Annotated in this window: 15 protein-coding genes; 10 read left to right on the plus strand and 5 right to left on the minus strand. The window is 66.3% G+C overall.

Annotation, left to right across the window (positions count from 1 at the left end):
• Nucleotides 1-70: 70 nt before the first annotated feature.
• Entirely contained in the window at nucleotides 71-736 is a 666-nt protein-coding gene (locus tag ACFVAJ_RS16495; RefSeq protein WP_376945929.1) for a hypothetical protein, read from the plus strand.
• On the opposite strand, the gene ACFVAJ_RS16500 is transcribed toward ACFVAJ_RS16495, so the two are convergent.
• Together ACFVAJ_RS16500 and ACFVAJ_RS16505 are read right to left on the minus strand one after the other, a co-directional pair.
• Nucleotides 733-1149, minus strand: a complete 417-nt coding sequence (locus ACFVAJ_RS16500) for a hypothetical protein (protein ID WP_376945931.1) — start codon at nucleotides 1147-1149, stop codon at nucleotides 733-735. The two genes, ACFVAJ_RS16495 and ACFVAJ_RS16500, sit on opposite strands and share 4 nt — an antisense overlap.
• On the minus strand, nucleotides 1146-1754 hold the full coding sequence (locus ACFVAJ_RS16505; RefSeq protein ID WP_376945933.1) for a nucleotidyltransferase domain-containing protein: 609 nt from the start codon (nucleotides 1752-1754) through the stop codon (nucleotides 1146-1148). The genes ACFVAJ_RS16500 and ACFVAJ_RS16505 overlap by 4 nt, the downstream gene beginning before the upstream one ends.
• A gap of 88 nt (nucleotides 1755-1842) precedes the next feature.
• Here ACFVAJ_RS16505 and ACFVAJ_RS16510 point away from each other — a divergent pair, with 88 nt between their 5' ends.
• The 5 genes from ACFVAJ_RS16510 (at nucleotide 1843) to ACFVAJ_RS16530 (ending at nucleotide 9695) form a co-directional block, all read left to right on the plus strand.
• Nucleotides 1843-2775 carry a DNA polymerase beta superfamily protein gene (locus ACFVAJ_RS16510; protein WP_376945935.1) on the plus strand — a complete coding sequence of 311 codons (933 nt, stop codon included), beginning with the start codon at nucleotides 1843-1845 and terminating at the stop codon, nucleotides 2773-2775.
• Nucleotides 2776-3114: 339 nt separating this feature from the next.
• Entirely contained in the window at nucleotides 3115-4128 is a 1014-nt protein-coding gene (locus tag ACFVAJ_RS16515; protein ID WP_376945937.1) for a hypothetical protein, read from the plus strand.
• Between the two features lie 314 nt (nucleotides 4129-4442).
• Entirely contained in the window at nucleotides 4443-7763 is a 3321-nt protein-coding gene (locus ACFVAJ_RS16520; protein ID WP_376945939.1) for a hypothetical protein, read from the plus strand.
• Nucleotides 7764-7865: 102 nt separating this feature from the next.
• Nucleotides 7866-8720 (plus strand): SprT-like domain-containing protein, encoded by an 855-nt coding sequence (locus tag ACFVAJ_RS16525; protein WP_376945941.1) that lies wholly within the window; start codon nucleotides 7866-7868, stop codon nucleotides 8718-8720.
• 210 nt (nucleotides 8721-8930) lie between these two features.
• Complete coding sequence (locus ACFVAJ_RS16530) at nucleotides 8931-9695, plus strand: exonuclease domain-containing protein (RefSeq protein WP_376945943.1); 765 nt, start codon at nucleotides 8931-8933, stop codon at nucleotides 9693-9695.
• A gap of 62 nt (nucleotides 9696-9757) precedes the next feature.
• Here the strand turns inward: ACFVAJ_RS16530 and ACFVAJ_RS16535 are convergent, their stop codons facing one another.
• Nucleotides 9758-10285 carry a helicase associated domain-containing protein gene (locus ACFVAJ_RS16535; protein WP_376945945.1) on the minus strand — a complete coding sequence of 176 codons (528 nt, stop codon included), beginning with the start codon at nucleotides 10283-10285 and terminating at the stop codon, nucleotides 9758-9760.
• Nucleotides 10286-10360: 75 nt separating this feature from the next.
• Between ACFVAJ_RS16535 and ACFVAJ_RS16540 the strand changes: the two genes are divergently transcribed.
• On the plus strand, nucleotides 10361-11161 hold the full coding sequence (locus ACFVAJ_RS16540; protein WP_376945947.1) for a dATP/dGTP diphosphohydrolase domain-containing protein: 801 nt from the start codon (nucleotides 10361-10363) through the stop codon (nucleotides 11159-11161).
• Between the two features lie 238 nt (nucleotides 11162-11399).
• Nucleotides 11400-11741 carry a hypothetical protein gene (locus tag ACFVAJ_RS16545; RefSeq protein WP_376945949.1) on the plus strand — a complete coding sequence of 114 codons (342 nt, stop codon included), beginning with the start codon at nucleotides 11400-11402 and terminating at the stop codon, nucleotides 11739-11741.
• Here the strand turns inward: ACFVAJ_RS16545 and ACFVAJ_RS16550 are convergent.
• Entirely contained in the window at nucleotides 11738-12514 is a 777-nt protein-coding gene (locus tag ACFVAJ_RS16550) for a hypothetical protein (protein WP_376945951.1), read from the minus strand. The two genes, ACFVAJ_RS16545 and ACFVAJ_RS16550, sit on opposite strands and share 4 nt — an antisense overlap.
• Between ACFVAJ_RS16550 and ACFVAJ_RS16555 the strand changes: the two genes are divergently transcribed.
• Both ACFVAJ_RS16555 and ACFVAJ_RS16560 read left to right on the plus strand, forming a co-directional pair.
• Nucleotides 12501-12722 carry a hypothetical protein gene (locus ACFVAJ_RS16555; protein ID WP_376945953.1) on the plus strand — a complete coding sequence of 74 codons (222 nt, stop codon included), beginning with the start codon at nucleotides 12501-12503 and terminating at the stop codon, nucleotides 12720-12722. The genes ACFVAJ_RS16550 and ACFVAJ_RS16555 overlap by 14 nt on opposite strands.
• Before the next feature lie 119 nt (nucleotides 12723-12841).
• Nucleotides 12842-13357 carry a hypothetical protein gene (locus ACFVAJ_RS16560; RefSeq protein ID WP_376945955.1) on the plus strand — a complete coding sequence of 172 codons (516 nt, stop codon included), beginning with the start codon at nucleotides 12842-12844 and terminating at the stop codon, nucleotides 13355-13357.
• Here ACFVAJ_RS16560 and ACFVAJ_RS16565 read toward each other — a convergent pair.
• Nucleotides 13354-13878, minus strand: a complete 525-nt coding sequence (locus ACFVAJ_RS16565) for a hypothetical protein (RefSeq protein ID WP_376945957.1) — start codon at nucleotides 13876-13878, stop codon at nucleotides 13354-13356. The genes ACFVAJ_RS16560 and ACFVAJ_RS16565 overlap by 4 nt on opposite strands.
• Nucleotides 13879-13882: the final 4 nt, after the last annotated feature.

The following is a 13882-nucleotide window of genomic DNA, read 5'->3' on the forward strand; positions in this document are numbered from 1 at the left end:
CTCACTCAGTCATGGGTGAGAGGCGCCGCACACTCATCAATGCGATCAGGCCCCGCCCGGAAGGAATATCATGACGACTCAGGTCGACCGCAACCAGATGCTGCATCAACGCGACGGCCGATACGCCGGCAAGGTCCAGACGGGAGCTGATCCAGAGGTGCTCATCAAGCTGAACAACAAGGGCAGCTTCCTGTACCCGCAGGGCCCTTTCCACACCCTGCGCGCCTACGTCGACTACTGGGCCGATGTCGAGATCCCCGACCGCATTCTCGGCAACATCGCTCTCGGATACCGCGAGTACATCAACCTCAAGAAGCAGATCGCCGACTTCGACTGGCGTGACGTCTACGACCGCGCGAACCAGAGCGCCCTCACCAGCGGAAACGACAGGAAGGTCCGCGAGGCTCACACCGTTCGAGACGCCGCCTACAACGCACACACCGAGAAGTTCTGGGAAGACCACCCCGAGCACATCCGCACAGTGCTCCTGCGCGAGGTCGCGATCGCCGGGCAGGTCGCCTGGTGCCGTTCGCTTCTCCCCGCCGACATTCAGGACCAGGCGCTGGAGGTGCGAGTGAGCCTCCTCGACGAAGAGCTGTCGGTGGACGAGGTCTGCGAGCGATACGAGCTCTTCTCGATCCGCGGTTCGTTCGAGGACCCTGAGATCACGAACGCCGAGAAGCTCGACAAGGTGCGCGCAGAGCTCGACCGGCTCAGCTCCGGCCTCTCCGCCTAGCTTCGAAGCACCTGCTCTGCGTACGCGACGAGCTCGCGCGCAGAATCGACCAGCTTCCGTGCGGAGTCCTGCTTCATGACGCTCGTCCCGTACTGGTAGTCGGTCTTCTGGTCGAGCAGCCGGCGGAGGTTCGTGGCCGGCTTCTTCGCGCTGCTGGTCGCTTCGTTGAGCACGGCGATGGCTTCGAGGTGGTTCTGTCCACTCGAGGTGTATCCGAGCACGTGGCCGCAGATCGCGTCGGCCGCGGCGATGCCGGCGGTCACGGCGTTCGATCCGGAAGCCTTCCAGGATGCAGGGTCGGTCTCCTCGATGTAGAGCTCGGCGACTTCGAGCCCTTTCTTGGCGTCGGCGATCCGGACCTTGACCTCTCCGGCGTCGACGTTCCGGGTGCCGGACGTTCTGCGCGGGTTCATGCGAGCCGTGCGATGTCCATCGGGCCGACGAGGTACACGGCGTCACGTTTCATCGACACGAAGATCGGTTCGTGGGATCCGAGCTGCGTCTTCGCGTCCGTTTCGGGGAGGGCGATGATGCTGGCGGCGTTCCCTGTCCACCGCTCGATGGCTACAGCGAGGTCGTCGCGGAATTGGGACGCAGTGTCCTCGTCGACGTCATCGGGGAACGTGACGACGAGGTCGACGTCGGAGCCGGGCCCTGCCTCACGTCTGGAGACTGACCCGAACACGGACACAGACGTCCCTTCGGGTGCGTGCTCTTCGGTGAACGTCCGCATGCGGTCGAAGAGCGTCTGCTCGGCGGCGAGTGCCGCTTCGATCGCGGGGAAGAGAAGGTGCTCCCGGTTCAGCGAGTACAGAGTCTCGGATGGACGCTGTCGGGCGTGGACGAGGCCTGACTCGGAGAGGCGTTGCAACGCCTTCCAGACGCCTGGCGCGGATCCGACGCCGGAGAGCCGATGGACTTGGCGTCCGGAGAACTCTGTGTCGGCGCGCGCGAGCACCTTCAGGATGCCTGCTTCAACAGGTGATGTGAGGGTCGCGAGCGGTGAGCTGAGATCCATGGTTGCACCTCCGTATACTCAGGTTATCACATGATAACGCTGGTTAGCAGAGGTGGATTCCGAGGCTGGATGTCGCGAGTTTCCGCGCATGGAACTGCCGAGAAGAGAGGCGGCGAACATGCCCCACGACGAGCGACTGACCGCCGAACAGCAGGCAGTCTTCCCGACCATCATCCGCGCTGTTTCCGGGTCCGAGGTGCACGGCACCGGCCTCGGCGAAGCGGTGTCCGACATCGACCACATGGGGATCTCCGTGGAGCCCGTCGAGTACGTGCTGGGCCTCCGCCAGTCGCCTGCGCTGTGGACGTTCCGCAGCGCGCACGGCCGTGAAGAGCCTGTGCCCGTGAAGGAGCAGGAGACCGCCGGCAAGAACGGCAAGACCCAGAAGGGCGCAGGCTCAACCACCGGCCGCCGGAAGGTCACGCCTCCGCCGGCGAAGCGTTCGGAGCCGGGCGACCTCGACTACACCATCTACCCGCTGAGGAAGTGGGCGCGTCTCGCGACCGCCGGGAACCCGACGGTTGTGATCCCGGTGTTCTGCAGCGAGGAGCACATCGTCTCCATGAACGAGTTCGGTGAGTCGCTTCGAGCGAACCGTGATCGGTTCGTCACGAGTCGCCTTGTTCGTCGACACCTGAGCTACGCAACGCACCAGCGTCAGCAGATGACCGGCGAGCTGTCGAAGAAGGTGCACCGCAAGGAGCTCGTCTCCGCCCACGGTTACGACGTGAAGTTCGCCGGCCACTACCTGCGCCTCCTTCACCAGGGTCTCGGGATCCTGGAGTCTGGCACGCTGGCGCTGCCGCTCGCTCAGCCGTACCGCGATCACGTGCTCGCGGTTCGTCGAGGTGAGGTGTCGTACGACGACGTGCTCTCGGAGGGCCGCCACCTCGAGGAGGCTCTCGAGCAGGCGATCGAGAAGACCACCCTTCCGGAGGACGTCGACATGGCTTGGCTGCACGGCTGGCTCACCTGGGCCCAGACCGCTACGTGGCGGGAGTCCGGTCAACTGGCAGCCTGACCGGCCGCCTGCAGTTTCGAAGACCTCCACCCTGCTAAGGGTGGAGGTTTTCGGCGTTTCGGCGGGGAATTTGAAACGGAAATACCCCTGATCGAACGCATGTTCGAATGAACATGCCGCATAGCAGCACCTACCGACACCGGATCCCCGCGCATGAGGAGTGCCAAGCAAAGGATTGCTGCCCTGAAACAGGGGGATTGCCAAGGATTGGACGGTGGATAACGGACGTTTTTCTGCACTCACGCAGATCTCGATACGCTCATCCAGCGGCCGGGCGAGACCCCGAACGACCGACTGGAGAACCTGATGACCGAGACGCCTGACCACCCTACGAACAGTGTGACAGCACCCACCGACACTGGCCCTGAGACGACCGCGAAGCGGAAGTTCAGCTGGACCAAGCTCCCGGTTGCCGGCAAGATCGGCGCCATCGCGGCAGCTGCTGTCATCGCGACCGCCGCGGTCGGGGTGCCCGCCTACGCCGTCCACACGGAGCAGGTCGCAGCTGAGCAGCGCGAAGCGGCCGCGGAAGCCGCAGCGAAGAAGGCGGCCGCCGAGCTCAAGGCTGCGACCGACACGGCTACGGCCCTCGAGAAGGACCTCGCCGGCATCGCCGACCTGGCCGGCGCGTACGACAAGACCGCCGGCGACGAGCTGCAGGCCGCGCTGGACGAGCTCGCGAAGGCGGTGAAGTCGAAGGACACCGAGAAGATCCTCACCGCGGTGAAGGACGCGCGCGGCAAGATGCTCTTCGTGGCGGAGTCCGCAGCGAAGACCGCCGAGGCTGCTCTCGCGACGAAGACCCTCGCCGACCAGGCGTCGAAGGCTGCAGTTACGGCCGCAGTGAAGGAGATCCGGGCGAGCTCGCGCGACGCCGCGGACATGGTTGCAGCGATCGCAGCTGCGCTGCAGGCGACGAAGGCGGCTGACGCGTCACATGTGGCAGCGAAGGCTGCCGCCGACAAGGCTGCGCAGGAGGCCGCCGAGGCTGCGAAGCGTGCCCAGGAGCAGGGTTCCGGCTCCGGCTCCGATGGTGACGACTGGTCCGGCGACGGTTCAGGCGGCGGTGGCGGCTCCGGCGGTGGCGGCGGCTCGGGTGGCGGCGGCGGTTCGGGCGGCGGTGGCGGCTCTGGCGGTGGCGGCGGATCCGGTGGTGGTGGCGGCTGGCAGCCCGACACGAAGGTCTACGTCCAGAACAACGGGAACTACACCCCCGGGTGCAACGGCGCCATGTCGTTCTGGTACTCGTCGCACGACCCCGGCCCCGGTGGCACGTCGATCGTTTCGTTCAGCTTCCCGTACGACTACACGATCAGCGGGACCACCATCGACTTCTACGTCTGCGACCTCTGACACACCACCAACACTCACCGTTTCGTCTCCTTCTTCTCGCCAATCCCATGCGCGGTTGAGGCCCGGAACGACCCACTTTGAACCGGGCTGTTCGAGCTATCGAGCAGCCCGGTTCTCTGCGTCCGCTACCCCTTCACGGCGACCTCATGCGCGGCCGATGCGACCACCGTCGACGTCCGCCACCCCGCGCATGCAACGGGCGTGAACCTACCCACGATCACACGCGCCACGCCGCGTGAAGCCCGTATTTCAAAGCCGTTTTCGCCGCATACCTACCTGATGGAAGTGCATTCAGGAGAGGTAGGGGTGATCGCTTGAAGAAGTTCCAGATCCGACTCGGCCGAGGACACCTCGAGCCGCGATCCCACCGACGGCTGAAGAGCAAGTGGGCGAAGCTCGGGATCGTCGCCGCGGCCACCGCCGTCGTCGGTGCGATCATCGGCGGCAGCCTGACGCTCGTGACCTCTCCGGTCATCGCCGCGGCAACGGGCGCCGGCTACTCGGGGCAGACCCCGTTCGGCGGGTTCCTCGGGAACTACATCGCACCCGACGGCACCCGTATCTACTGCATGGACCCTGCAGCTGACTGGCCGTCCGGCGCGACCAGTTTCGGAGGCGAACTCTCAAGCGTCGCCGGCGACCCTGCTGGCAGCTCGCGCCCGATCAGCGGCAACACCGTCCAGCAGCTGAACTACATCCTGAACAAGTACGGGCAGACGGCCGACAACGTGCAGGCCGCCGCGGTCAGCGCCGCCGTCTACAACTTCACGTCGCTGAACAACCCCAACGGACACTTCTGGATCGATGGAAACTCGGCGATCACGAACAGCTACAACGCGATCATGGCGGACATGTCGGCGAACTGGGCCAACAACGTCCCCGCCCAGGGCCAGATCACGTTCCAGGTCGACGGCAACAACAACTACCTCGGCACCGTCACCGTCGCCGGACTCCCCGCCGGCGTCACGTCCGGGACCATGACCCTGACCAACGGCGTCTTCTCGAACGGTTCTGCCGTCCGTAGCGGAATCACGAACGGGTCGTACGCGATCCGCGGCGTCCCGCCGGCCGCAGGCACGCCGTACAAGATCTCGGCCAACGCGACGTTCGGCACCACTGGCGGCACCAAGTCGTCCGTTCGGATTTGGTACACCGGAGGCCAACAGCGCACCCTGTCCGGTTCGGGCGCGGCGCCGAGCAGCTTCACGCTGAGCGGCATCGACCCGGTGAACCGCACGACCGAGTTCGAGCCGATCGTGACGACGCAGAAGACGACCGCGCTCCTGCAGCAGGGCGCGACCCCGCAGGACCGTCTAACCTTCAGCGCCGGCACTGCGGCCCCGTGGTTCCAGTCCGGCAGCAACTACGCCCGCGTCGTCGCGCACGGGACGCTGTACGGCCCGTTCGCCACTGAACCGACCCGGAGCGCGAACATCCCGGCGGGAGCACCGGTCGCGGCACGCAGCACGGTCACCACCACGTACGCTCAGGGGCCAACCGCCCCGTACACCGTCTCCGCGGACAAGGCGGTCACGGAGAGCGGCTACTACACGTGGGTGTGGACGATCAGCTACGCCGACCAGTCGGCGGCCACCCGTGTCTCCATCCCGACCAACTACCGATTCCAGGACGACTTCGGCATCCCGGCTGAGACTCCGTTCGTGGTCCCGTCGTTCGAAACGACTGCAACTCCGCAGTCCAACCCAGGATCTACCGCGAACGACTCGGTGAAGGTGACCGGCGTCATCCCCACCCAGGGCATCGACGTCTACTGGAGCGCATACCTGCAGGACGCCCCAGCAACCGCCGGCGGTCCGATCGTCGCTCGCTGCGAGCCGTCGAACCGGGTGTTCCGCACCACCGTCCCGAAGCACATCGCCATCGGTCAGGACACCGCAGTCTCGGACGACTTCGCCCTGAACATGTCGCACGTCGGCACCATCTACTGGGTCGCGGAAGCACGGATCTCCGGCGCCAGCGTCTGGACCGACGGTTGCGGCACCAACCCGGCTGAGACGACACAGGTCACCGTCCCTGACTTCGTCACCGACGCCGTCGACCAGTCATCGCCTGGCTCGACCGCGACGGACACCATCACGGTCACCGGGTTCCTCCGCCCTGAAGGAGTGGACATCACGTTCCGCGCCTACCTGCAGGACCAGCCGGCGAACCCCGGCGACCCGATCGTCGCTCGCTGCGAGCCGTCGAACCTCGCCCTGCAGTCCACGCTGCCGCTCCACATGACGGCGGCCGGGAAGGCGACGTCGGAGACGTTCTCGCTCGACAACTCCCACAAGGGCACCCTGTACTGGGTCGCTGAAGCGAACATCAACGGTGTGAAGGTCTGGACCGACGGTTGCGGCACCAACCCGGCTGAGACGACACAGGTCACCGTCCCTGACTTCGTGACCGACGCTCAGGACGAATCCACCCCCGGATCGACCGCCACCGACGAGGTGACCGTCACCGGCTGGATCCCCGTCGAGGGTGTCTCCGTCACGTTCCGCGGCTACCTGCAGGACCAGCCTGCCGTGAAGGGCGACCCGATCGTCGCTCGCTGCGAGCCTTCCAACCTGGTGCTCGAGACTCCGATCCCGACATCGTTCGCGATTGCAGGGTCGGGCAACGCGACCCCGCTGAAGCTGACCATGGACCATGTCGGCACCATCTACTGGGTCGCGGAAGCGAAGATCGGGAACATCACCGTCTGGACCGACGGTTGCGGCACCAACCCTGACGAGACCACCGAGGTGACGGTCCCGAAGGTGACTACGAAGGCGGCATCGTTCGCTGCTCCGCACTCCACTGTGAAGGACACCGCCACCGTCTCCGGGTTCATCCCGCCGGAGGGTGTGGACGTCACGTTCGCCGGCTACCTGCAGCCGGAGGGGTCGAAGGCGCCGGTCTGCACCCCGGAGAACCTGGTCTACCAGTCGACGAACCCGCACCACCTCGCAGAGGCCGGCTCCGTGGACTCGGAGGCCTTCAAGGTGAAGCCTGAGCACATCGGAACGATCTTCTGGCAGGAGACCGCTTCGATCTCCGACGTGACCATCCACACCGGTGAGTGCGGCCACCCGGACGAGAAGACGAAGGTCGAATCGCCGAAGCTGTCCACGGTCGCAAGCCCGGGCTTCAAGGGTGAGGACGCGACCGACACCGCCACGATCACCGGGCTGGTCCCGGATGGCGCGTACGTGACGTTCAAGGTGTACTACACCCCGCTCGGCGAGCGGCCGGCCGAGTCCGCGGACCGGATCCTGAACACCGAGTGGGACGACAAGAAGTTCCCGGTGGTCGGTGAGACGACGGCTCCGTTCGGCCAGAAGGCGAACGACCAGGTGCTGACGGTCACGTCCGACGGGCAGAAGGTTGTCGGTCTCGGCACGTTCCACTGGGTTGCGACCCTGTGGTCTGCTGACGGCCAGGTGATCCAGAAGGGCGAGTTCGGAGACCCGTCGGAGACGGTGTCGCTGAAGCAGTCCCGGGTGAAGGGCATCATGGTGTCCTCGCTCGAGTTCGCAGGTTCCGCGTTCGGCGGCCCGAACTTCCCGTGGTTCCTCGGCGGGCTCGCAGCGATGACGGCAGCGCTGGCCGGCGCCGCCGTGTACATGTCGCTCCGACGTCGCGCGTAACCTGAGCAGGCGTGAGTGAGGGCCGGGTCTTCGGATCCGGCCCTCTTCGCGTTGCCCGGAAACCCCGCGCATGGGTGCTCCGAGAAGAAGGGAACACCCAACATGGACATCAACGCCGCAACCGCACTCGCCCGCAAACTGATGAACGAGCACGGCCTCTCCGACTGGCATCTGGCGCTCGGTTCCGCTGAGCGCCGAATGGGTTCGTGCCACTACCGCACGACGACCATCCGCCTGAGCCGTCTGTACATCGCTGCCGCTGAGGAGCGTCAGGTTCGCAACACCATCCTTCACGAGATCGCCCACGCCCTCGTTGGCGCGTACGTCGTCCGCGGACTCAGCCGAGTCCGCTCCGGTCACGGTCCCGAGTGGAAGAAGAAGGCGATCGAGATCGGCTGCGACGGGAAGCGCTGCGGTGAGAACCCGTACTACACCGCGAAGCGTGAAGCAGCCGCCGAAGCCAGTGCTGCTGCACCTCACCGGAACGACACGGCGACCGGTGAGAAGATCGGCGAGAACGCATGGTCGGGGAGTCACACCTACTCGATTCCGACCGCTCGATACGGCGACGTCATCACCGGCTGCGGCCTGACCGGCACGGTCATGAAGGTCGGTCGCACGCGGTACCAGATCGACACCACCGGCAACGGGCAGGCGAACTACACGATCCCGTTCACCTCGGCACGGTTCGTCCTCGACGAGCACGGCAACCGGAAGAAGGGCGATTCCGCCTTCAAGCCGATCGTCACGAGTGTCCCGGTGAGTCGCCCCGTCGCTCCTCGTGCATCGACCAGCCGTCCGACGTTCCAGCCCCGGGACCGCGTCAAGGTGAACTACCCCGGCAGCAAGTACCACGGAGTCATCGGCACGGTGGATCGTGTGAACAAGAAGACGATCTCCGTGACGACGGCGAATGGTCCGCTCCGCGCCACCCCTTCGCTTCTCGTCGTGATGTAACCCGCCGGGCGTGCGGGGCTCGACGATCGGGCCCCGCACACCTACAGAGGCATGACGAACCTCACGAACCGGTACCTGCAGCGTGCGAACGGCCAGTTGAACGGCTCTGAACCGAAGCCGCAGACCGCCGCAGAGGTGTCACTGGCCTCCGCCGGCGAGGTTTCCGCGCATGGGAGAACCATGACTTCGCACCCGCGCTTTCTCAGGCCGGTGTCCGAGATCGAGGACCTCTGTGTTTTCGACCTCGAGACGACCGGCGTCAACGTCTTCACTGACCGCATCGTCACCGCGTATCTCGGCCGGGTGAACCGGCAGAACGAGATCACCGGTGCCTACTCGTGGCTCACCGACCCCGGGGTGGAGATCTCCGAGGGCGCCTCCAACGTGCACGGCATCACGACTGAGATGGCTCGCGCCGACGGCCGCGACGCGAAGGAGACGGTGGAGGAGATCCTCACGGTGATCCGCCGCTCCATCTCGACCGGCCGGCCGCTCGTCGCGTACAACGCGGCGTACGACCTCAGCCTGCTGAACGCCGAGGCGGAACGGTACGACCTGGAACCGATCGCCGATTTCGGTGTGGTGATCGACCCGCTCATCATCGACAAGACGGTCGACAAGTACCGCCGCGGGAAGCGCACCCTCGAGGCGACCGCAGCGCATTACGGCGTGGAGCTGGATGGCGCGCACGACTCGAAGTTCGACGCGATCGCGACCGGCGGGGTCACCTGGCAGGTGCTCGGGAAGGTGCTCACGTCCCGTGGGTTCGGGGACATGGCTCAGGTCGAGCTTCACGAGCGACAGATCGGCTGGGCGTTCGAGCAGCAGGAGAGCTACCAGGAGTTCAGGCGAAGCAACGGCGAGCCGGAGTTCAACGTCGATTTCGGCTGGCCGCTCCGTGAGCGCCCGGCGGCGACAACTGAGGCCGAGCTCGAGACCCCCGCACCCGAGTTCGAGACGGCGAACGCCGTCTGACCGAACCAGACACAGAAGGGGCGCAGCCGATCAAATGGCTGCGCCCCTTCGTCGTCCCTGGATCAGCGAGCCACGACCGGGGTGCCGGCCTGGCGGAGCGAGCGGAGCAGCTGCAGCGCGTCCGCCGACACTCCGCCGCGGTCCCAGCCGCCCAGGTGCTCGTCGAGCATCTGGATGCGGTCCTGCTCGAGTCTGCCGATCCGGTTCGCGTTCACCTGATCCGACACCCACTGCGCGAGCAGGCGCTCATCGTCGACGGTTGAGCGTTCGTCAGGGAGACGGCCGTTGCTCTGCCGGAACAGGATCACCTGCACCAGGTCGACTTCGAACTGCTCGAGGGAGGTCATGTCGCGCCAGCCTGGCAGTTCCGCGTCGAGGATCGCTTCACGGTCGGGTCGGAGCTGGCCGGTGCGAAGCAGGTCACGCTGTCGGGCGACCCAGTGACCGGAGATCGATTCGTACCCCTTCGCGTCCTTCTGCGGGCATCGGCCGTTCTCCTTCATCTGGACCTTCGCGGACCGGAGAGCCCACTTGAACTGGTTCTCCTCCTTGACGTTGCGGGATGCCGGGGATTCGTCTTGATCGAACATGCCTCATCCATGCGCGGAGAAGCACCTTCCCGCGCATGTGAACCGTGTCGGACTACCGCCTACACGAGGAGATACATGGGAGCCGAGATCCGCACGACCAGCAGCACCGGAGCGTCGAAGGGGGTGAAGATGCAGGCGTTCGATCGCATCCCGCCGCGCGCGCTGAACGAGCTCGCGAAGCTGTACGGCCGCGGCGCGAAGAAGTACAAGGCGAACAACTTCCGTTCCGGGTACGAGTCGTCGAAGTCGTACGCCGGAGGTGGCCGGCACTCGGCTCTGTTCTGGTCCGGCGAGAACTACGACAGCGAGACCGGATGCCACCACCTCGCAGCAACCGTCTGGCACTTCTTCACGATCCTCGAGTCGAACCAGACCCACCCCGGGTTCGACCGTCGCCCGTACGGTGCTGCGACCAGCCCGAAGGACACTGCCCCGCTGCACAGCTCGAAGGTGGAGTCGATCGCTGTCCCGCCGAAGGAGATCCCGTCCCCGTACCGTCATGACCTCATCCCGATGTACCCGTACGCCCGGGTCGCTGAGGTGTTCGGCGCCGCAGCGGAGGTCCTCGACCTCCTCGAGGTGAACCCGGACGATCCGTTCATCGAGATCCCCGAATCGATCACGTTCGGCACCCTGTACGGCCTCATGCAGGCGCACGGAAGCCTGTACTGGGCGGGGGAGGACCTCGACCAGGAGACCGGCCTTCCGAACCTCGCGTTCGCTGCGGCGTACGGGATGCTGCTGCTCGAGCTGTCGATCAGCCGGCCCGACGCGGACGACCGGTTCCTGCTCGGCGCACCGATCGGGTTCGACTCGATCCCCGTGGTGGTGACCGCTCCGGCGGCCGCCGAGAAGCCGGTGGCAGCTGCCGCGTAGGGGCCCAGACAGCGCACGCCCCGGGAGGTTTTCGATGCCTCCCGGGGCGTCTGCATTCTCACGGTGCGTCGTCGCCGATGCCGGTGATCCGGCTGGTTCCGCGAACCCGGATTCGCGAGTATCGCTTTGGCGTGAACCGGCCTTCACGGGTGCTTAGGCTGATGTCCGCCGGGGCTGGGAGGTCACCCCTTCTCTCCCAGCCCGGCGTTCACATCGCGCCGAAGCCGGGGAGGTCACCTTGCAGCAGAACGTCGTCACCGCCGCGAGGATCGTGACCGCGAACGTCTCCTCCGGCCCCTGGCAGGTGGTGTTCGCAGACGGACCGGACGGACGCCGCACAGTCGGGCTGGCCGGGCCTGAGAACGACGTCTTCGACGGCGTGAACCGCGTCGACGACCTCTGCGAGATGAAGGAGCGGGACGCGAAGTTCATCGCGGACGCCCGCACCCTCCTGCCGCTCCTGGTGTACGAGGTCGACCGACGTGACGCGGAGATCGCACGGCTTCGCCGGCAGGTGGAGAACCTCACCGCTCAGCAGCCCTCAGCGCCCGCTGAGCGCCCGCTGCGCCTGGTGTCCTAGACCTTCAGCGTCGCCGACCGCCAAGACGCGTTCAGCGCCCGCAGGCGACGCGTCACCGCCGACGACCAGCCGTGCGCCTTCGCGAGCTTCGAGACGGTGTCCTCGTCGCCATGCGAGGCGAAGATCATCCATAGCTCCGCGTCGAGCTTGTTCTCTTCGAGGTTCCGGTCAGCCTTCGACAGGTTCGTGGAGACCGCATCAGCGAGCTTCGGCAGCGCGTCGTACTTCCGCTCCTCGACGGTGAGACGGGCCGCTTCCCGTCGATGCTCGAGCGCCTGCCGGGTGAGGAGCTCGGCGCGGCCGTCGAGCGCACCGGCACGGCTCGGCGCTTCGGAACGGTCGTTCGATGCTTTCGACACGGTCGCGAGGCCGAACGCCGCGATGATGATGCCGAGCACAGCGAGCCACACCATCGGATTCCGCCACGGCTCCGCCGGCCCGTCGATCGACCAGGACGCGCCGACCATCATGACCGCGGTTCCGATCAGGGTGATCGCAAGCCCCGGCGCGATCACCGGGAGGAGGCGACGTTCCCCGATCCGGCGTTCCGCTGCCGCACGAACGCGGAGCGCTTCAGCTTCGCGTTCGAACGACTTCGCCTGTTGCGCTTCCACCTCGGACTGTCGTGACTTCGCGGTGGGAGGCATGGTGCGCGGGTCCTTCTGATCAGGTGTTTCGGCTTGGTCGCCGCACCTGAGACATGCGGCGAACCGCGCATGTATCCAGTGAATCGAAGAGACGAAGAAGGATACGAAACTGATGCTGAAGCCCACCGAAACCCTCACCGTTGACCGCCTCGAAGCCCTCGGAGGAATCGTCGCCGAACTGCAGTTCGGGGATGAGCACGCGAACCCCGCCGATGTCGCCCGTGCGGTCGTCCGTGAACTGGCGACATCCCTCGCCCAGTTCCGGGACCTGGCACTCCTCGAAGCGGAACTCGCGATGCTGGGCCGCGGAGCCCGTCACCTCGTTCTCGTCTGAGGCCGACGTCGGGGCATCCCGCGCATGTAGACCGCGACGGGCTGCCCCGAGACCGGGGTGCCGTCGCGTGCCCCGGCTGTCCCGGCGGCCGCTCCTGCAACACGATTCGTGAGGTACCTGTGGCCAGAGAGATGCTCGGCTTCGACGGAGCACGGTTCTACTACCGGTACACATGCGAATGGTGCGAGCACACCTCCCGCCGGCACCGTTCATGGCGGGCCCCGGAGCGGAAGATCCGCCGGCACGAACGCCGCAAGCATCGCGGCCAGGAGAAGCCGTCACCGGTGATCCCGGCCGAGTACATGGACACCAGCTGGGAAGTGCGAGAGCCGCGCCCCGTGACGGTGACGATCGGGATCCCGAAGTCCCGCGCCGAGCTCGAAGCTGAATGGGAGGAGATCCGCCTGGCAGCGGAGGAGCGCGACCGCATCCGCAAGCAGCAGGCGACCCCTGACGCATCAGCCCTGGCCGCAGCCCGCTCCGCTTCGTACCTTCGCGCGGTGAAGATCATGCAGCGCAAGGAGCAGGAGGAGCGCGAGCGGAAGGACCGGGAGCTGAACGAGGCGTTCCAGGCGGAACGCGCCGCCGCAGCCGCGGAATCCGGCGGCCAGGGTGAGTACCGTCTGGCCGCCTAGCTGCCGAGCTCGTCGTCCTCGTCGCCCTCTTCTGCGAGGTCTTCCAGCAGCTTCGTGAGCGCGGACTTCTCGATCCCGGCCTCTTCGTCGAGGGCGCGGCGCCGCTCGAGTGACGGAGCGTCATCCTCGCAGAACATCTTCCCGCCGGCGGTCGTCCAGAACGTCCCGGCGCCGCAGGTGTCGCAGAACAGGCCGAGCTGCTCAGGGGTGAATGCCCCCGACTTGAACTTCTTGCAGTGCCTGCAGAAGCCGGCGCCGTTGACGTATCCGCGGGACTCCCATTCGTGATCCGGGCAGCTCTGGTGCCGCTGGTACTTCGCCCACGCGGCGTCCTCCGCTTCCTCAACCGTCGCGCCCTCACCGCGGATGAACGACTCATCCGGGAACGCTTCGACGAATGCGGTGCGGTACGGGTCACCCCCAGGGGTCCGGGAAAGCACAAGGCCACGGCCGCCGCCCTGGATGAACATGCCCTCAGGCCACGGGTGACGGGCCGTTACGCCGGTGCGGATGATCTCCATGAGG

Origin of the sequence: Agromyces sp. NPDC057679 (assembly GCF_042799635.1) — a bacterium.
Lineage (GTDB): Bacteria > Actinomycetota > Actinomycetes > Actinomycetales > Microbacteriaceae > Agromyces.